General features: G+C 73.3%; 16 protein-coding genes. 8 read left to right on the top strand and 8 right to left on the bottom strand.

All coding sequences use genetic code 11. The features are described from left to right. The first annotated feature begins 396 nt into the window (after nt 1–396). On the top strand, nt 397–1641 hold the full coding sequence (locus ACIP94_RS25545; protein WP_402430008.1) for a cytochrome P450: 1245 nt from the start codon (nt 397–399) through the stop codon (nt 1639–1641). Nucleotides 1642–1754: 113 nt separating this feature from the next. On the opposite strand, the gene ACIP94_RS25540 is transcribed toward ACIP94_RS25545, so the two are convergent. Beyond that, the gene (locus tag ACIP94_RS25540; RefSeq protein ID WP_402430005.1) at nt 1755–2906 is read right to left on the bottom strand and encodes a glycoside hydrolase family 19 protein; all 1152 of its coding nucleotides are present in this window, start codon (nt 2904–2906) and stop codon (nt 1755–1757) included. A gap of 188 nt (nt 2907–3094) precedes the next feature. Between ACIP94_RS25540 and ACIP94_RS25535 the strand changes: the two genes are divergently transcribed. Continuing rightward, complete coding sequence (locus ACIP94_RS25535) at nt 3095–3862, top strand: class I SAM-dependent methyltransferase (protein WP_402430002.1); 768 nt, start codon at nt 3095–3097, stop codon at nt 3860–3862. On the opposite strand, the gene ACIP94_RS25530 is transcribed toward ACIP94_RS25535, so the two are convergent. The 5 genes from ACIP94_RS25530 to ACIP94_RS25510 form a co-directional block, all read right to left on the bottom strand. Continuing rightward, nucleotides 3840–4574: a GntR family transcriptional regulator gene (locus ACIP94_RS25530; RefSeq protein ID WP_402429999.1), complete on the bottom strand. Its 735-nt coding sequence runs from the start codon at nt 4572–4574 to the stop codon at nt 3840–3842. The two genes, ACIP94_RS25535 and ACIP94_RS25530, sit on opposite strands and share 23 nt — an antisense overlap. A gap of 166 nt (nt 4575–4740) precedes the next feature. Continuing rightward, nucleotides 4741–5706, bottom strand: coding sequence for an acetylxylan esterase (locus tag ACIP94_RS25525; protein WP_402429996.1), 966 nt, complete (start codon nt 5704–5706; stop codon nt 4741–4743). A 238-nt stretch (nt 5707–5944) separates the two neighbouring features. After that, entirely contained in the window at nt 5945–6529 is a 585-nt protein-coding gene (locus ACIP94_RS25520; protein ID WP_402429993.1) for a hypothetical protein, read from the bottom strand. 453 nt (nt 6530–6982) lie between these two features. After that, nucleotides 6983–7756: a ferredoxin reductase gene (locus ACIP94_RS25515; protein WP_402429990.1), complete on the bottom strand. Its 774-nt coding sequence runs from the start codon at nt 7754–7756 to the stop codon at nt 6983–6985. Nucleotides 7757–7769: 13 nt separating this feature from the next. Beyond that, complete coding sequence (locus tag ACIP94_RS25510; protein ID WP_402429987.1) at nt 7770–8375, bottom strand: sulfite oxidase-like oxidoreductase; 606 nt, start codon at nt 8373–8375, stop codon at nt 7770–7772. Nucleotides 8376–8621: 246 nt separating this feature from the next. On the opposite strand from ACIP94_RS25510, the gene ACIP94_RS25505 reads away from it, so the two are divergent. Both ACIP94_RS25505 and ACIP94_RS25500 read left to right on the top strand, forming a co-directional pair. Beyond that, on the top strand, nt 8622–9545 hold the full coding sequence (locus ACIP94_RS25505) for an NADP-dependent oxidoreductase (RefSeq protein WP_402429984.1): 924 nt from the start codon (nt 8622–8624) through the stop codon (nt 9543–9545). After that, on the top strand, nt 9542–10258 hold the full coding sequence (locus ACIP94_RS25500; RefSeq protein WP_402429981.1) for a GNAT family N-acetyltransferase: 717 nt from the start codon (nt 9542–9544) through the stop codon (nt 10256–10258). Before ACIP94_RS25505 ends, ACIP94_RS25500 begins: the two co-directional genes overlap by 4 nt. Before the next feature lie 337 nt (nt 10259–10595). Here the strand turns inward: ACIP94_RS25500 and ACIP94_RS25495 are convergent, their stop codons facing one another. Beyond that, on the bottom strand, nt 10596–11000 hold the full coding sequence (locus ACIP94_RS25495; protein ID WP_402430265.1) for a MarR family winged helix-turn-helix transcriptional regulator: 405 nt from the start codon (nt 10998–11000) through the stop codon (nt 10596–10598). Between the two features lie 355 nt (nt 11001–11355). Between ACIP94_RS25495 and ACIP94_RS25490 the strand changes: the two genes are divergently transcribed. The 3 genes from ACIP94_RS25490 to ACIP94_RS25480 all read left to right on the top strand — a co-directional run bounded on the left by ACIP94_RS25490 (nt 11356) and on the right by ACIP94_RS25480 (nt 14890). After that, entirely contained in the window at nt 11356–12132 is a 777-nt protein-coding gene (locus ACIP94_RS25490; protein ID WP_402429978.1) for a putative protein N(5)-glutamine methyltransferase, read from the top strand. 121 nt (nt 12133–12253) lie between these two features. Further along, complete coding sequence (locus ACIP94_RS25485; protein WP_402429975.1) at nt 12254–14269, top strand: FAD-dependent oxidoreductase; 2016 nt, start codon at nt 12254–12256, stop codon at nt 14267–14269. A gap of 33 nt (nt 14270–14302) precedes the next feature. Then, nucleotides 14303–14890: a PadR family transcriptional regulator gene (locus ACIP94_RS25480; RefSeq protein ID WP_402429972.1), complete on the top strand. Its 588-nt coding sequence runs from the start codon at nt 14303–14305 to the stop codon at nt 14888–14890. On the opposite strand, the gene ACIP94_RS25475 is transcribed toward ACIP94_RS25480, so the two are convergent. Further along, nucleotides 14874–15842, bottom strand: coding sequence for a fibronectin type III domain-containing protein (locus tag ACIP94_RS25475; protein WP_402429969.1), 969 nt, complete (start codon nt 15840–15842; stop codon nt 14874–14876). The genes ACIP94_RS25480 and ACIP94_RS25475 overlap by 17 nt on opposite strands. A gap of 349 nt (nt 15843–16191) precedes the next feature. On the opposite strand from ACIP94_RS25475, the gene ACIP94_RS25470 reads away from it, so the two are divergent. Further along, a complete protein-coding gene (locus ACIP94_RS25470) occupies nt 16192–16869 on the top strand; it encodes a glycoside hydrolase family 75 protein (RefSeq protein ID WP_402429966.1) in 678 nt (225 codons plus the stop codon). Nucleotides 16870–17021 lie beyond the last annotated feature (152 nt).

Here is a 17021-nt window from a genome sequence, read left to right as displayed (position 1 = left end):
TTCACGGACTGAGGACAGAGAGGGGGGAAGGGGAGGGCCGGGAGGCGGCGTGCTCACGCCTCGTCGCGGCGGGGAACCGCACCTCGGACGCAGCGGAAAGGGGCTGGTCGCGAGGTGACGCGGGAAAGCCGGTGCGCCGGTCGGTGACGACGGCGGACGGAACGGCGAACTCAAGGAGAGACAGCACCGGCGCCCGGAACGGGGCGTCCACGGATGCTGCCCGCACTGTAGCACTCGACAAGCGCGTGCGCACCGCCCTCGGGGGCCCACACCGCCTACGGATCGCCGTGCACCCCTTTCAGCGCCCTGGTGGCGCCGTCTATTCCCGGGTCCCGATCCCGGGGAGAATCGATCGTCGTACGCCGTCAGCCCGACCCTCGCGACAAGGAGGCACCGGTGGACACCTCCTCCGCCGCACCGCATCGGCTGGACCCCGCCGGCGGCTGCCCGCACGCCGACAACGCGCGGTTGCTCGCCCGGGGTGCCGTCGCGCCGGTCCTGCTGCCCGGGGACATCGAGGGCATGGCCGTACTGGGGCACGAGGCGCTGAAGGAGTTCCTGGCACATCCCGATGTCGCCAAGCACGCCGGCCACTTCACGGCCCTGCGCGAGGGAAGGATCGCCGAGGGCTGGCCGCTCATGACCTTCGCGGCCGTGCAGGGGATGACCACTGCCGACGGTGACGACCACCGGCGGCTGCGCTCGCTGGTCAGCCGGGCCTTCACGGCCCGCCGTGTCGCACAACTGCGTCCGCGAGTCGAGGAGTTGACGGAGGCCCTGCTGGACGACCTGGCCGGGGCGGCCGCGTCCGGCGGCGGAGTGGCCGATCTGCGGCGGCACTTCGCACTGCCCCTGCCGATGGGGGTGATCTGCGAGCTGCTCGGCGTGGCGCACCGCTACCGGGACCGGCTGCACCGGCTGTCCAGCCAGGTCGTCGCCACCGACATCGGCCCCGAGCAGGTCATCGCCGCAAACAGCGAACTGGTCGCCGTGCTCGGCGAGATCGCCGCCGCCAAGGCCGAGCGTCCCGGGGACGACCTCATCAGCGCGCTCATCGCCGCCCGGGACGAGGACGGCGACCGGCTCAGCCGGCAGGAGCTGACCGGCACACTGGTGCTGATGATCATCGCCGGGCACGAGACCACGATGAACCTGATCACCAACGCCGTACGGGCCCTGTGCGGCCACCGCGACCAGCGGGAACTCGCGCGGAAGGGGCGGGTGGGCTGGGACGACGTCGTCGAGGAGACCCTGCGCTGGGACGCGCCCGTCAGCTACTTCCCCTTCCGGTACCCCGTTCGGGATCTGACCGTGGACGGGACGGTCATCCCCCAGGGCACACCGGTGCTCGCCGGATACTCCGCGGCCGGGCGCGACCCGGCCGCGCACGGTGCGGACGCCGGCCGGTTCGACGTCACCCGGCCCGGGCGGAGCGGCACCGTGCGGCACCTCTCGCTCGGGCACGGCGCCCACTACTGCCTGGGCGCTCCCCTGGCCCGGCTGGAGGCCGGGATCGCGCTGGAGCGCCTGTTCACCCGTTTCCCGGACCTGGACCTCGCCGTGCGCGAGGACGACCTGACCCGCCATGCGAGCTTCGTCGGCAACAGCGTACGGACGCTGCCCGTGCGTCCGCGGCCCTGAACCGTATACCGGCCGCATGGGGGCCGGGACGGGGGCGACGGGGCCAGGGTGGCCGCATGGGGGCCGGCACGGGGGCGACGGGGCCGGGGTGATCACCCCGGCCCCCGACGTGCTCAGCAGTACAGGTTGGATCCGGGGCTCACGCCGAGGATGGCGGTGAACCGCTGGTAGGCGTCCACGCGGCTCTGCACCTGGGCGGGGTTCCGGCCGTCGCACTCCAGTGAGCCGTTGATGCTGCGGATGGTCTGCCCGAAGCCGGCCTGGTTCACCATGGCGTTGTGCGGGGTCATGGTGCCGGGGCCGGACTGCGTGTTCCAGTACCACAGGCCCGTGCGCCAGGCCACGGCGGAGTCGTTCTGCACCAGCCACGGGTTGTCGAGCAGGTCGATGCCGAGCGCGTCGCCCGCCGCCTTGTAGTTGAAGTTCCAGCTGAGCTGGAGGGGGCCGCGCCCGTAGTACGCGGCCTGGCCGGCAGGACAGCCGTAGGGCTGGCTCCAGTCGCAGTACGTCGGGTAGTTGGCCGTGTTCTGCTCCACCACGTAGACCAGACCGCCGGTCTCATGGCTGACGTTGGCCAGGAAGGCCGCGGCCTCCTGCTTCCTCACGGTGTCGCTGCCGGTGTTCGCGAAGGCGGGGTAGGAGCTGAGGGCCTGCACAAGGCCGCCGTAGGTGTAGAACGAGTTCCGGTTCGGGAACATCTGATTGAACTGGGCCTCGCTGACCACGAATCCGGACGGAGTCTGGTTCCCCCCGCCGCTCGCGGGAGCGTTCCACTTCTGGTTGGCCCCGCCGGTGCAGGTCCAGATCTGCAAGCGGGTGCCGTTGGCCGGGTTGTTGTCACGGACGTCCAGGCACTTGTTCGCGGCCGGGTTGACGATGTCGTGGGCCCCGGTCACCACCCACTGCTGGTTGGCGCCGCCCGAGCAGTCCCACAGCTGGACCGCCGCCCCGTCGGCCGTGCTGCGGTCGACGACATCCAGACACTTGCCGAGCGCCCGCAGGGTGCCGTCGCCGGGGTTGGACCAGAGCTGGGCACCGCTGCCGTTGCAGTCGTAGAGCTGTACGGCGGTGCCGTTGGCGCTGTTGGCTCCCGCCACGTCGACGCACTTCCCGGCCAGGCCGGTGATCCGGCCGTCGTCGGCGTGCGCGGGGGTGGCGGAGAACAGGGCGGCCATCAGGGCCACGACGACGGCGCCGACCGGGAACCGGCCGAGGACCGCGTGTATGAGCGGGAATCGTCTGAAGGAGAGCTGGGCCATGGTCATCGTTGTCGACACCTCGTGGGGGGTTGGCCGGATGGCAACGTGAACTCCGGTCTCTGCAGCGGAATGTGACGGCCCGAAAGCTAAAGGTCTGAACCAAGTGCGTCAAGAGGTGAAGCGGAACAACGTTGTCACCGGCGCCGGGCACTCAGAAGCCGAAGCGAGCTCCGCGGGCGCTCTAAGCTGGCGTGATGTTCTCCCCGCACGGTCCCAGCCTCCGCGAGCTCGCCGTTCAGGCGCTGTCCTCGGTCGAGCGCGGCTACGACCTGCTCGCGCCCACGTTCGATCACACCCCCTTCCGCACGTCGGACGCGGTGCTGGACGCCGTCGGGCGCGCGCTGGAGGCGATGGGGCCCTTCCATCACGGCCTCGACCTGTGCTGCGGTACGGGGGCGGGGACGGACCTCCTGCGCGCGGTGTGCCGCGAGAGCGTCACCGGGGTCGACTTCAGCGCGGGCATGCTCGCCGTCGGGCGGCGGCAGGTGCGCTCCGACGGGTGGCCGCGGGTCGCCTGGGTGCGGGGTGACGCCCGCGCCCTGCCCTTCGGTCCCGTCTTCGACCTGGTCGTGAGCTTCGGCGCCTTCGGTCACTTCCTGCCGGCAGAGCTGCCCGGCCTGTTCGGGCAGGTCCACTCGGTGCTGCGGCCCGGCGGCCGGTTCGTGTTCCCGATCGGGGCCCCGCCGCGCCCGACCTCGCCCTGGTACTGGGCGCTGCTCGGCTTCGACACCGCGATGGGCGTCCGCAACGCGCTCTGGCGTCCGCCGTTCGTCATGTACTACCGGGCGTTCCGCCTCGGCGACGTACGGCGGGAGCTGGGCCGCGCCGGGTTCACGGTGGAACATCAGGCGATGCCGGACTTCGGCCTTCGGCCCGACGGCAGCCCGCGCTGCCGGCTGCTCGTGGCCACGCGGGCGCGCGGCGGGGCTCCCGCGGGGGTCAGCCGGCCGCCGGCAGGGTGAACTCGTAGACCAGCGCGTCCCGTTGGGCCTCCACCACCAGATCGGTGATCTCCAGCGGCCGGTCCCACTGGTCGTGCACGCGCCGGGTCACCCGCACGGTCGGCGGCAGCGGAGTGATCGCGTCACGGTGGTGCAGGGTCAGGCCGGCCGTGCGCATCCAGTCGTAGGCACGCCACAGTTCGGCCGAGGCCCTGCCGTCCGCCCGGTCGCGGTAGCGGGCCAGCTCCGGCACCTCGGCGACGGCGACCGCGGAGAACGAGGTGACGGCCGTCCGCGCCCGGCTGCCGTCCGCCGCGGCCGACGCGTAGCGGTGGACGAGGGTGGGCCGCAGGGGCGCCAGGCCCAGCTCCCGGGCGTGTTCGGGGGACGGGACCTCCCAGGTGACGGTCGCCCGGCCGGGCTCCGCGCCGTGCGCGCCCACCGGAAAGGCCAGCGAGGGGACGTGCTCGGCCGTGGCCCCGGGCAGCACCGCGTGGCTGCCGCGTCGGTCGGTGGCGACCAGTCCGGCGCGGCGCAGGATCTGCAGGGCCTGGCGCACGGTCTCCCGGCTGACCCGGAAGTGCGCGGCCAACTGCCGCTCCCCGGGCAGCCGTTCCCCCGGCGGGATGCCGCCGTCACGCAACTCGGCGAGCAGTTCGGCGGCGATCCTCCAGTAGAGCGGTTCCTCGTGCGCGTGAGGAAGAGGGTGGTCGGGTGGGGTGGTGCGGGCCATGTCCGCGCCTCCTGGTGACAAGACGTAGCCGTGCGGAATCAGTGCGCGACCAGGTCTAGCATTGGTCTAAACCACCAGGAAAGGGTGGGCCGGCACTTCGGCCGAATCCGGTCCGTCTCCCGCGTCGCCGGGAACTCGGTCCACGCGGAGTATTTCTGACGCTCCATCACAAACGTGCGGGCAGCCAGCGCAACTGGACCGCCTGCTGGTGGGGGCCGCCGCCCTCGTGGTCGTTGAAGTCGTAGACCTCGATCGTCTTGTCCTCGTGCGCCCACGCGTTGAACGCGGCGAAGACCGTGGAGGGCGGGCAGGTCTGGTCCTCAAGCGCCGCCGAGAAGAGCGCGGGCGCCCGGCCGCGCGCGGCGAAGTGCACGCCGTCGAAGTACGACAGGGTCCGCAGCACACGCTCGGTGCGGCCGCGGTGCGTCTTGAGATAGGTGCCGATCTCCCGGTACGGCTGGCGGTCCGTGAGGGTCGCCGCGCGCGGGAAGTCGCACAGGAACGGCACGTCCGGCGCGATCGCCACCAGGTCCGGTACGAGACCGCCGACCGCTATCGTGATGCCGCCGCCCTGGCTGGCGCCGAGGGCCGCGGTGCGGGAGGCGTCGGTCAGGGGGTGCGCCCGGGCCGCCTCGACGGCCCGCACCCCGTCCGTGAACAGCCGCCGGTAGTAGTACGTCTCGGGGTCCTCGATGCCGCGCGTCATGAACCCGGGGACGGCCGGCGCACTGCCCACCGGGTCGGGGGTGTCGCCGCCGCCCCAGGTGCTGCCCTGCCCGCGCGTGTCCATCACGAAGTGCGCGAAGCCCGCCGAGGCCCACAGCAGATGCATGTGCGGCAGGGCGCGTCCGCCGCCGTAGCCGACGAACTCCACGACCGTGGGAAGCGGCCCGTCCGCGGAGGCGGGCACGGTCAGCCAGCCCTTGACCGGGTGGCCGCCGAAGCCGGCGAACGTCACGTCGTACACCTGGACCGTCCTCAGCCCCGTCTCGACGGGCTCGAAGCGGGCGCCCAGGTCGTGTTCGCGGGTCTCCTGAAGCGTCTTGGCCCAGAAGGCGTCGAAGTCCGAGGGCTCCATCGAGGCGCTGCGGTAGTCGCGGAGCCGGTCGATCGGCAGGTCGAACAGGGCCATGGAGGACCGCCTTTGACGTCACGAACGTGGATGATCACACCGTACGGTGACGTCCGGGGAGACGCCAGACCGCCGGTCTGCCGGTCTGCCGGTCTGCCGGTCTGCTGGGCCGCCGATCCGCCGATCCGCCGATCCGCCGATCCGCCGGTCTGCCGGTCTGCCGGTCTGCCGATCCGCCGATCCGCCGGTCTGTCGGTCCGCCGGTCCGCCGGTCTGACCGTCCGCCGGGCCCTGCCGGTCACGCCGTGCGCCGCCCCCAGTCCGGGCCCGTGCGGGCCCACTCGGCCTCCCACTCCGCCATGCGGTGCCGCTCGGAGATCCTGCCGATCACCGCGCGGCCCAGGAAGACCGCCCCGGCCACTCCGCACGCGGCCCACACAGCGGCCGTCAGGCCGTGCTGCCACACCGCGGCGTCGCTGGGCGGCGGCCCGACCCCGTGGTCCTTCGCGTCCAGCCACACCCGCACCCGCTCGCCGCGCAGCGAGCCCGCCGGGACCTGCGCGAATGTCGTCCGGGTGCCCTTGCCGGGCTCGGTCCAGCGCACCGGCACCCGGTACAGGGGCTGCCTGACGCCCTGGGACGAGGGCGCCACGGCCGGGGCGTCCTGGACCAGCACCGCGGGCACCTGATGGCGCTCGGCGCGCTGGGCGGTCTGCGTCGCGCGCGCGTCGCCGTAGGCCCACCAGCCCACGGCTGTGCCGACGAGCGGCGCTCCGACGCACAGCAGCACGGCGAGGAGAAGCGACGTCCACGCCTCGACGACATCCGATCGCCGGCGCAGCGGATTGCGCCGCCAGCGCCAGCCGCGCATCCGGGTTCGCATCTCGACCTCCTTGCCGCCACGTCCCGCTCGTGGAAGCGCCGAGCCCCCTGGGGAACCCGCACACCGCCCCCGGCCACGATCAAGGAGCCCCTCGGCGCAGCACCGCGCGACGGCGCCCGCGGTGCGCCCGCCTCGTACGGGCACCTCGCCGCCCGCGACTCACGGCGGCGGCGGTCCCGCTACGCCCCGCATCCGGGACCCGCTCATGCCGGACCGGCCGCACCCGCCGACCCCTGGCCCGGGGACGGCCGTACGGACCGGCGCGGAAGCGCTGCGCACGCGACGCGGACGCGGCACCGGACGCGTCCGACATGAGTCGGCCTTTTGTGCCGATTCTCCTCCCCGGCGAGGTTCCCGGCCATGTGGCCCCGAAACCTGGTGCCGGCCCGGGGACACGGTGCGGGAGCGGCAGGGGCGAGGCGGCGCGGCGGGCGGGCCGAGGCGTTCGACGGTTCAGCCGAAGCGTTCGACACGGATGCGGTCCACCGGCTGCCCGGCCTCCACCAGCAGCCGCGACGCATGCTCGGCGAACGCGTTGGAACCGCACACATAGGCTTCCCACCCCCCAGGAGGCGCCGCGGCCATGAGCGGCGCCACATGGGCCGCGGACATGCGTCCCACCGGCACCCCCGGGGGCGCGTCGCGGGTGAAGAGGGGGATGGTCTCCGCGCCGTACTCGTCCGCGTAGATCAGATCCCGCGGCCCGCGCGCCGAGACCAGCAGCCGCAGCGGCACGTCCAGGCCCCGCGCCCGGTGGTGGCGCACCATCGACATCAGCGGGACGACCCCCGACCCTGCCCCGAGCAGCAGCGCGGGCCGGTCGCCCGGCCAGGCGAAGAAGCCGCTCAGCGGGCCGCGCACCGCGACCCGGTCCCCGGGCTCGGCCACGGTGTGGAACCAGCCGGAGACCTCGCCGCCCTCGACACGGTCCAGGGTCAGTTCGACATGCCCGGTGTCGTCGGGTGGCGACGCGATCGAATAGTGCCGCTGCGCCGTGTAGCCGTCCTCGGCGGTCAGTCGCAGCAGCAGGTGCTGGCCGGGCAGATGCCCCGCCCAGCCGGGGACCGCGAACCGGAAGGTGGCCGCGCGCGGTGTCTCACGGCGGATCTCGGTCAGCGTCGCGGTCCGCCACTCGGCGGCGGTGCCGGCGTTCACGGCGATCCGCCCGGGCACGGAGAACCGCGTGAGCGGAAGGAAGCGGCCGGAGGTCAGGCTTGTCTCGGTCATCACCTCAGTCACCTCAGTCACCGGAATACCGCTGCTCCTCCCACGGGTTGCCCCGCGCGTGATAGCCGTTCTCTTCCCAGAACCCCTGCTCGTCGTGGTCGAGGATCCTCAGGCCGGCGATCCACTTGGCGCTCTTCCAGAAGTACAGATGCGGCACCAGCAGCCGCGCCGGGCCCCCGTGCTCGGCGGGCAGCGGCCTGCCGTCGTACGCGAAGGCGATCCAGGCGCGCCCTCCGGTGAGGTCGGACAGGGGGAGGTTGGCCGTGTACCCGGTGTGGGAGTAGGCGACGGCGTGCGTGGCCGTCGCCCGGGGCCGCACGACGTCCAGGAACGCGTCCAGCGACACACCCGCGAACCGCACCCCGAACTTCGACCAGCCCGTCACGCAGTGGATGGCGCCGTCGTACGCCGACGCGGGCAGCGCATGCGCCTCCGCCCAGGTCCACGTGCGCGGTCGGGCCACCTCACCGTCGATGCGGAAGGACCAGTCCGCGGCCGCCAGCACCGGAGTGACCTCGGCTGACAGGACGGGCCAGTCGTCGCCCGCGTCGTACTGACCGGGCGGCAGCCCGGGGTCGGGGACGCGCGGGCGCCCGGTGAAGCCTCGGGTGACGTGCATGGTGGGGCGGTGCCTCTCCAGGCGGCCGGACGGGACCGCCGGCCGGGCGTGATCAATGCGAACGCCTTCCACCGTACGCGCCCGCGCGCTCTGTTCCCGCCCCGGCCGATCCGGATCATTGCGGCCGTATGAACTCTTCGTCCGGCCGGGAATAGCCGCCAGGTGATCTTCCTTGGGCAGTAGTGGCCGGTGCCGGTGGCCCCTGGACCGGCGGTCCGGCGGCAGCGAAGGAGAGTGAGGCAGGACATGCCCAAGGCGTACGCATACACGCGGCACGGTGGCCCGGAGACCGAGACCTTCGTCGATGTGGAGCGGCCGAGTCCCGGCCCCGGACAGGTACTCGTCGCGGTGTGCGCCGCGGGCGTGAACCCCGTCGACTGGAAGCTCCGCACGGGCCTGAGGCGGCCCGGCGACACCGGCGAGCCGAGCTTCCCCGTCGTCTTCGGCAGTGAGGTGGCCGGAGTCGTCGAGGAGGTCGGCGAGGGCGTGACCGGTTTCACGGCCGGCGACGCGGTCTTCGGCAACACCGTGTCCGGCGGATACGCCGAGTACGCCCTGCTGCCCGCCGCGGTGACCGCACACCTTCCGGCGGAGCTCTCCTTCACGGCCGCCGCGGTCCTGCCGGTCGCCGCGGCCACCGCGTACGACGGAGTCCGCCAGCTCGGCCTGGCCGCCGGCGCGACCCTGCTGGTCACCGGCGCCGGCGGGGGAGTCGGGGTCGCCACCGTGCAGATCGCCCGGGCCTTCGGACTGCGGGTGGTCGGCACCGCGAGCGAGGGCAAGAAGGACTTCGTGGAGGAGCTCGGAGCCGTGCACATCGCATCGGGCCCGGATCTGGTCGCGCGGGTGCGGGCCGCCGTCCCGCAGGGGGTGGACGGCGTCTACGACCTCGTCGGCGGTGACGTGCTGGAGGAAGCCGCGACCCTGCCGGCCGACCGGTCGAAGGTGATCTCCGCCGCGGCGCGCCAGGAGGTCGAGCGGCTGGGCGGCGCACCCGTGCGGCGGGCCCGCACCGCCGCCGTGCTCGACGAGGTCGCGCGCCTGGTGGTGCGCGGCGATCTGGCCCCCCATGTCACCCGGACCTTCCCGCTGGAGCGCGCCGATGAGGCCCTGCGCGTCGTCGAGGAGGGCCATGCCCGGGGCAAGGTCGTGATCGAGGTCGGCGCATGAGCGGCATCCGGCACGTCCTCGACAACCCCGCGCTCACCTCGCTGACCGGCCCCCACGCCCACTTCGCCGAACGCCGGGGCCGTATCCTGCGCTACCCGACGGACGTCTCCCCCTGGGTGGGGCTGCCCGACGACCCCGACGCCGGCGACTGGGCCGACCTCGCGGCGCTCGCGGGTCCGGGCGCCGAGGCCCCGCTGCCCGGTTTCCGCGGTGAACTGCCGGAGGGCTGGGAGATCACCTTCGATCTGGACGGCGTGCAGCTCGTCGACGACGGGATCCCCGCCGCCCCCGATCCGGAGGCCGTACGGCTCACCGCGGCCGACGTACCGGAGATGCTGGACCTGGTCGAGCGCACCCGGCCGGGGCCCTTCCTGCCGCGCACCATCGAACTCGGCACCTACCTGGGTATCCGCCGGGACGGCGCCCTGATCGCCCTCGCCGGCGAGCGGCTGCACCCGCCGGGCTGGACCGAGATCAGCGCCGTCTGCACCGATCCGGCCTTCCGCGGCCAGGGACTGGCGACCCGGCTGATCCTCGCGGTCGCGCACGGCATCCGCGAGCGCGGCGAGACACCCTTCCTGCACACCGGCGCGGGCAACACCAGCGCCATCCGGCTCTACGAGTCCCTGGGCTTCAGGCTCCGCCGCAGGACGAGGTTCCTCTCGGCGCGGGTGCCGGAGCTCTTGGCGGACGGGCAGACGGTGGGAATCTGACGGCAGTGCGGATGCGCCGACGGATCTGACGGACTGCGACGGACCGACCGGTCGGCCATCGGGCCGGACCGACCGACCGGGTCGGACCAACCGGCCGGACCGACCGACCGGGTCGGACCAACCGGCCGGACCGACCGACCGGGCCGGACCGACCGGCCGGGCCGGACCGACCGGCCGGACCAACCAACCGGCCGGACGGACCGACCGGGCCGGACCGACCGACGACCAACCGGCCGGACCGACCTACGGGGCCGGGCCGACCGCCGACCAATCGACCGGCCGGGCGCGGCGCCGGGCGAGCAGGCCGGCCCCTGTGGACCGCACCCGGCGGCGCGCGTCAACGCCCGGCGGTTGTGGCGGCGTTGTAGCGCAGCAGATACGCGGCGAAGCGTCGCAGATCCTCTTCCGGCCACCCCGCGAGCCGCTCACGGAAGGCCTCCCGGCGGCTCTCGGTGACCTGGGCGAGGATCCGCGTGCCCGCCTGCGTCAGGTGCAGCACCTGGACCCGGTGGTCGCCCGGATCGAGCCGCCGCTCGATCAGACCGGCCCGCTCCAGGGCGGCCACCTGGCGGCTGACCGTGGACTTGTCCAGCGCGTAGTGGTCGGCCAGGTCGGTCGCGCGGCACCCGCCGCTCTCCTCCAGGTGCCCGAGGAGCGTGTAGGAGACCAGCGAGAGTTCCGGGTGCATCCGGCCGGCCGAGGCGCGGGCGCGCCGGGCGAACGTCGTCAGCTCACGGTGGATCGTCTCAACGGCCGCCCCGGCGGAGGGCGCGGCGGCGTCCCGCTCGGGGGCGTCGGTTCCGTCGGACGCCTCGACTGCCTGCACGAAAGCCTCCCTCGGTCTTTCCGGTTGTAGAGTACAACCGGAATGCGGAGGCGGCCTTCGTCGCCCGCCGCTCACCGGCGCGCGGCCGGTCACCCCCTTCCTGTTAGGGTGACCGTCCTGGCCGCGGATCGTCCCGGCCGGTGGTGGCCGAGGAGGTGAGACCCATTTCCGCTGTGTCGGCTCGGGTGCTCTCGCCTCACGTCAGCGTGGATCACCGCCGTTAGGTGACCGCGAGAGCGCCCTTCGGTCAACCGAAAGGCTTCTCGGCTACATGCCCTCCATGTCGCGTTCCCGCGTCGTCTCCGCTCTGCGCTCCGCCGGCTGCGTCTTCGCCGAGGACGAGGCGGAGCTGATCCTCGCAACCGCCCGCACGCCCGACGAGGCCGCCGCCATGGTCGGCCGGCGCGTGGCCGGCCTGCCCCTCGAACAGGTCCTGGGCTGGGCGGAGTTCCACGGACTGCGCATCACCGTGGAACCGGGCGTCTTCGTGCCGCGCCGGCGCACCGAGTTCCTGGTCCGGCAGGCCCTCGCCCTCGGGCGGGACGCCCGCGTGGTCGTGGACCTGTGCTGTGGCTCCGGCGCGGTGGGTGCGGCGCTCGCCGCCGCGCTCGACGGACCGGAACTGCACGCGGCCGACATCGAGCCGGCCGCGGTCCGCTGCGCGCGCGGCAATGTCGCCGCGTACGGCGGCCGGGTGCACGAGGGCGACCTGTTCGCCGCGCTCCCGGACGGACTGCGCGGCCGTGTCGACATCCTGGCCGCGAACGTGCCCTATGTGCCCACGCACGAGGTGGCGTTGCTGCCGTCCGAGGCCCGCGACCACGAGCCGCTGGTCGCCCTCGACGGCGGCTCGGACGGCCTGGACGTCCTGCGCCGGGTCGCCGCGGAGGCGGCCCGGTGGCTGGCCCCCGGCGGCTCCCTGCTCGTGGAGACAAGCCAGGCCCAGGTCCCCCGGGCCGTGGAGGCGTTCACCCGCGGCGGGCTGCGGACCCGGCTCGCGGTCTCGGACGAGCGATACGCCCATGTCCTGATCGGCACCAGGCGGTAGCAACGGAACCGCCCGCCGGGCCGGTGGCCGCGTGACGAGCCCCACCCCATTGTGCAACTAGTTGCACAATGGGGTGGGGCTCGTCTACAACAGAGCTACGACACGCCGGACGGAGGGCCCGATGAGCCGCTACCCCCATCTGCTGACCCCGCTCGACCTGGGCTTCACCACCCTGCCCAACCGTGTGCTCATGGGCTCGATGCACGTGGGCCTGGAGGAGGCGGAGCGCGGCTTCGAGCGCATGGCCGCCTTCTACGCCGCCCGGGCCCGCGGAGGGGTGGGGCTCATCGTCACCGGCGGCATCGCGCCCAACGAGGCCGGACGACCGTACGAGGGCGGCGCCAAGCTCACCACCGGGGCGGAGGCCGAGCAGCACTCCGTCGTCACCGAGGCCGTGCACGAGGCAGGCGGCCGCGTCGCCCTGCAGATCCTCCACTTCGGCCGGTACGCCTACCACCGCGACCTCGTCGCGCCCAGCGCGCTCCAGGCCCCGATCAGCCCGTTCGTCCCACACGCGCTCACCGATGCCGAGGTCGAGCAGACGATCGACGACTACGCGCGCGCCGCCCGCCTGGCCCGTCAGGCCGGTTACGACGGCGTGGAGATCATGGGGTCCGAGGGCTACCTCATCAACGAGTTCATCGCGGCGCAGACCAACCGGCGCGAGGACCGCTGGGGCGGCTCGTACGAGAACCGGATGCGCTTCCCCGTGGAGATCGTGCGCCGCGTCCGCGAGGCCGTCGGCGAGGACTTCATCATCATCTACCGGCTGTCCATGCTCGACCTGGTCCCGGGCGGTTCCTCCCTCGACGAGGTCATCACGCTCGCCAAGGCGGTGGAGGCCGCCGGAGCGACCCTCATCAACACCGGCATCGGATGGCACGAGGCACGCATCCCGACCATCGCCACCTCCGTGCCGCGCGGCGCGTACGCGTGGGTGACGAAGAAGGTCATGGGTGCCGTCTCGGTTCCCCTCGTGACCACCAACCGCATCAACACCCCCGAAATGGGCGAGCAGTTGCTCGCCGAGGGATACGCCGACATGGTGTCCCTGGCCCGCCCGATGCTCGCCGACCCCGACTTCGTGGCCAAGGCCGCGGACGGGCGCCCCGAGGCCATCAACACCTGCATCGGCTGCAACCAGGCCTGCCTTGACCACACCTTCAGTGGGCAGATCACCTCCTGCCTGGTCAACCCGCGCGCCTGCCACGAGACCGAGCTGGTGCTGTCCCCGACCCGGCTGCGCAAGAAGGTCGCCGTGGTCGGCGCCGGTCCCGCCGGACTCGCCTGTGCCGTCTCGGCCGCCGAGCGCGGCCACGAGGTCACGCTCTACGACGCGGCGAGCGAGATCGGCGGACAGCTCAACGTGGCCCGCAAGGTCCCGGGCAAGCAGGAGTTCGACGAGACGCTCCGCTACTTCCGCACCCAGCTCGACCTGCACGATGTGGACGTCCGGCTGAACACCCGGGTCGCCGCCGCGGACCTCGCCGGGTTCGACGAGGTCGTCGTCGCGACCGGCGTCATCCCGCGCACCCCCGAGATCCCGGGCATCGACCACCCCCGCGTCCTCGGCTACCTCGACGTCCTGCGGAACGGCGCGCCCGTCGGCGCCCGCGTCGCCATCCTCGGCGCGGGCGGCATCGGCTTCGACGTCGCCGAGTTCCTCACCGACACCGGCGACAAGGCGAGCGAGGACCCGGCGACCTACTTCCGCCACTGGGGCGTCGACATGGACTACCGCGTCCCCGGCGGGCTCGCGGCGCCCGAGCGGCCCGCCGCGCCGCGCGCCGTCCACCTTCTCCAGCGCAAGACCTCCAAGGTCGGCGCGGGACTGGGCAAGACCACGGGCTGGATCCACCGCACCGAGCTGAAGCACCGGGGCGTCACCATGGTGCCGGGCGTTCGCTACGACCGGATCGACGACGCGGGACTCCACATCACCGTGGACGGCGAGAGCCGGGTCCTCGAGGTGGACACGATCGTGGTGTGCACGGGCCAGGAGCCGCGCCGCGATCTGTACGAGGAGCTGATCGCCGCGGGCCGGACGCCGCACCTCATCGGCGGCGCCGACGTGGCGGCGGAACTGGACGCCAAGCGGGCGATCAAGCAGGGCACGGAGCTGGCCGCGGCGCTTTAGGAGTGCTGTGCGCCGCCTCCCTAGGATGGCCCCATGTCACTCCCGCACGCGATCCTGACCGCCCTGCTGGAGAAGCCGTCCTCAGGTCTCGAACTGACTCGTCGGTTCGACAGGTCGATCGGCTACTTCTGGTCGGCGACCCACCAGCAGATCTATCGCGAGCTGGGACGGCTCGAGCACGACGGCCTGATCCGTGCCCTGCCGACCGAGCAGCCGGCCCGCGGGCAGAAGAAGTCCTACGAGGTTCTGCCCGCCGGCCGCGCCGAACTCGCCCGTTGGGCGGCCACATCGCAGGACCCCAAGCCGATGCGTGATGTGCTGCTGCTGCGGCTGCGCGCCGCGGCGGTGGTGGGCACCGAGGGTATCGAGGCCGATCTGCGTCACCATCTCGCCCTGCACCAGCGGCAGTTGGCCGAGTACCAGGAGATCGAGAAGCGCGACTTCGGACCGGGCAGGGACTCGGCGCAGGACCGCATCCAGCACCTTGTGCTGCGGGCGGGCATCGATCTGGAGACCTTCTGGATCCAGTGGCTGACCCACGCCCTGGACGAGTGGGGGACGCTGCCCGCAGCCGGCCCCGATCAGCCGTCCCGGCGGCATCCCGTCACGGGCCCGTCGTGACGGCCCGCTCGGGGGAGAAGCCGCCCCAGGTGCCGTCCGGCAGCCTCGCCCGGATCCGCACCCGGTGTGTGACCCCGGCCTCCCGGCCGACGTAGAAGCTGTAGGCGGCTGTCGAGCGCGGTGCGCTGCCGCCCCAGACCAGCGATGTCGCCGGCCGTCCGTCCAGATCGATCCCGTACTCCGTGATGACGCCGTCGGCCACCGGCGGCACCCAGGACAGATCCAGGTAGTACGCCCCGTCGGCTCGGTGCGTCGTGGCACGGAAGCGGGTCGGTGCGCTGCCTGTGCCGTCGTCCGCGCCGGGCGCGGTGGTCAGCCGCACCGTGTCACTCGGCGCTGAGAGGTTGTCGGCCGCGTCCCGAGCGCGGACGGTGAACGCGTAGCGGACGCCCGGCCGCAGCCCGGTGACCACGGCCGCCGTCTGGGCACCGCCCACACTGTGGATCTTCGAGCCGCCCTGGTAGATGGAGTACGACACCACGCCCCGGTCGTCCGTCGACCGCCCCCAGAAGAGCTGGACCGCCCGGCTTCCCACCGCCCTGCCGCTGGGCCGCCCCGGCCGGGACGGGGCCCGTTCGTCGGCGGCGACGGCGGCCGGCGTCGTGGCGCGGACCTCCGGCCCGGCCGGGCCGAGGCCGCCGTCGGCGCCACGGGCCCGCACGGTGAAGGTGTACGTGGTCGACGGCTCGAGCCGGGTGATGTCCAGCATGTGCTCTTCGGCGGGCACCTCCGTCACCTTTACGGTGCCGCGAAAGACCTCGTACCCGGCGATGTCCGTGCCGTCCGCCACACGGTTCCACATGAGGTGCACACTGGTCGCGCTGCCCGCGACGGCCGTCACCCCCAGGGGTGCCGGCGGCAGGTGTCCGCCGCCGTCGCCCGGACCGTCCCGGGCACACGACACCAGCAGCAGAAGAGAACCGCAGATCACCGGTAAGAGGGCGCGTCGCACGGGCTACTCCCTCCCTGGGGATTGGTCTGTACCTATATGCCATGGCTGGCGTGAGGGCGGCAAGAGGGGGAGCGGGGCTGGCAGCGGCCCGGCGCCGATACGTATGCTGGATCCCCAAGCGGCGTGAACTCGCTTGCCTTCCAAAGCAGTTCGTGCCGACGGCGCGGTCCGCTGTCGTCGCTGTCACCGCGCCGGCGAGCGCGGCCGAGCGGCCGGGTCCCCGTCCGGGCCCGGCGCTCGGCCGTACCAGGGGCGCGTGCTCCGTCCGGCCCCCTCCGCTGGACGCGTGCCGGGGAGCGACACCACGGTGGGATGGTGATCGTCCTCCCCCAGGAGAGGGGCCCTCATCGTGCTCGCCCAGTCACTGACGCTGGCCGCGGCCGGCGCCGCCCTGCTCATCCCCGCCACACTGCCCCCCGCCCACCCGGGCGAACTGCGGCAGGGCACCGTCCGCGCCGCGGACCTGCTGGCGAAGACGCGAGGCTGCCTGCGGATATCCCACGGCCGCTACCGCAGCGACCAGGGAGCCCCGGCCGACATACCCGTCTGCGGCGCACACGGCGCCGTGTTCTGGACGGCCGACATGGACATCGACTGCGACGGGCGCGCCGGCCGCGTCTGCAACTCCCGTACCGACGGGTACTTCACCCCCGCCACCACCTACCGGCAGTCCGACGGCCGATACCCGAGTTCGGAGATCCTGCCGTACCTCGTGGTGCCCGGCCCGAGCGGCATCTGGGACTACCGGGCATACGGCATCACCGGCGGTTCCGTGGCCGCCGTCGTACACGGGGGCCGCATCGAGTACGCGGTCGTCGCCGACACGGGCCCCACCGGCATCATCGGCGAGGCCTCCTACGCCACCGCCCGCGCCCTCGGCATCAACCCCGACCCGCGCGGCGGCGGAACGGACGGCCCGGTCACGTACGTCCTCTTCCGCGGCTCCCGCGCGATCCCGCTCGAGGACCACCGGGCGGCCGTGGTCCAAGGGGTCGCACTGGCGCGGAGATTCCTGGCCGAGAACTGATCCCCCGTGGAGCAGTCCGCCGGGTCCACGGAAGCGGTCGCATGACAGTGGCCGTGGGGGGGGGGCGGCCCGCGGGCCCCCCCCCCCGCGCCCCCCCCCCCGGGCGGGGGCGCCCGACCCGGAACCCCGACCCCCCAGGCGGCCCCCCCCCC

Origin of the sequence: Streptomyces sp. NPDC093261, from assembly GCF_044753645.1 — a bacterium.
In the GTDB taxonomy this organism is placed as follows: domain Bacteria; phylum Actinomycetota; class Actinomycetes; order Streptomycetales; family Streptomycetaceae; genus Streptomyces.
Note: the sequence above shows the minus strand (reverse complement) of the source record. Positions and strands in the feature narration are given on the sequence as shown.

What these genes read in the sequence shown, in the direction of transcription:
- ACIP94_RS25540 (WP_402430005.1), bottom strand. Translation starts at nt 2,906, where the DNA reads ATGACCATGGCCCAGCTCTCCTTCAGACGATTCCCGCTCATACACGCG.
- ACIP94_RS25515 (WP_402429990.1), bottom strand. Translation starts at nt 7,756, where the DNA reads ATGACCGAGACAAGCCTGACCTCCGGCCGCTTCCTTCCGCTCACGCGG.
- ACIP94_RS25535 (WP_402430002.1), top strand. Translation starts at nt 3,095, where the DNA reads ATGTTCTCCCCGCACGGTCCCAGCCTCCGCGAGCTCGCCGTTCAGGCG.
- ACIP94_RS25510 (WP_402429987.1), bottom strand. Translation starts at nt 8,375, where the DNA reads ATGCACGTCACCCGAGGCTTCACCGGGCGCCCGCGCGTCCCCGACCCC.
- ACIP94_RS25490 (WP_402429978.1), top strand. Translation starts at nt 11,356, where the DNA reads ATGCCCTCCATGTCGCGTTCCCGCGTCGTCTCCGCTCTGCGCTCCGCC.
- ACIP94_RS25520 (WP_402429993.1), bottom strand. Translation starts at nt 6,529, where the DNA reads ATGCGAACCCGGATGCGCGGCTGGCGCTGGCGGCGCAATCCGCTGCGC.
- ACIP94_RS25530 (WP_402429999.1), bottom strand. Translation starts at nt 4,574, where the DNA reads ATGGCCCGCACCACCCCACCCGACCACCCTCTTCCTCACGCGCACGAG.
- ACIP94_RS25485 (WP_402429975.1), top strand. Translation starts at nt 12,254, where the DNA reads ATGAGCCGCTACCCCCATCTGCTGACCCCGCTCGACCTGGGCTTCACC.
- ACIP94_RS25480 (WP_402429972.1), top strand. Translation starts at nt 14,303, where the DNA reads ATGTCACTCCCGCACGCGATCCTGACCGCCCTGCTGGAGAAGCCGTCC.
- ACIP94_RS25505 (WP_402429984.1), top strand. Translation starts at nt 8,622, where the DNA reads ATGCCCAAGGCGTACGCATACACGCGGCACGGTGGCCCGGAGACCGAG.
- ACIP94_RS25500 (WP_402429981.1), top strand. Translation starts at nt 9,542, where the DNA reads ATGAGCGGCATCCGGCACGTCCTCGACAACCCCGCGCTCACCTCGCTG.
- ACIP94_RS25525 (WP_402429996.1), bottom strand. Translation starts at nt 5,706, where the DNA reads ATGGCCCTGTTCGACCTGCCGATCGACCGGCTCCGCGACTACCGCAGC.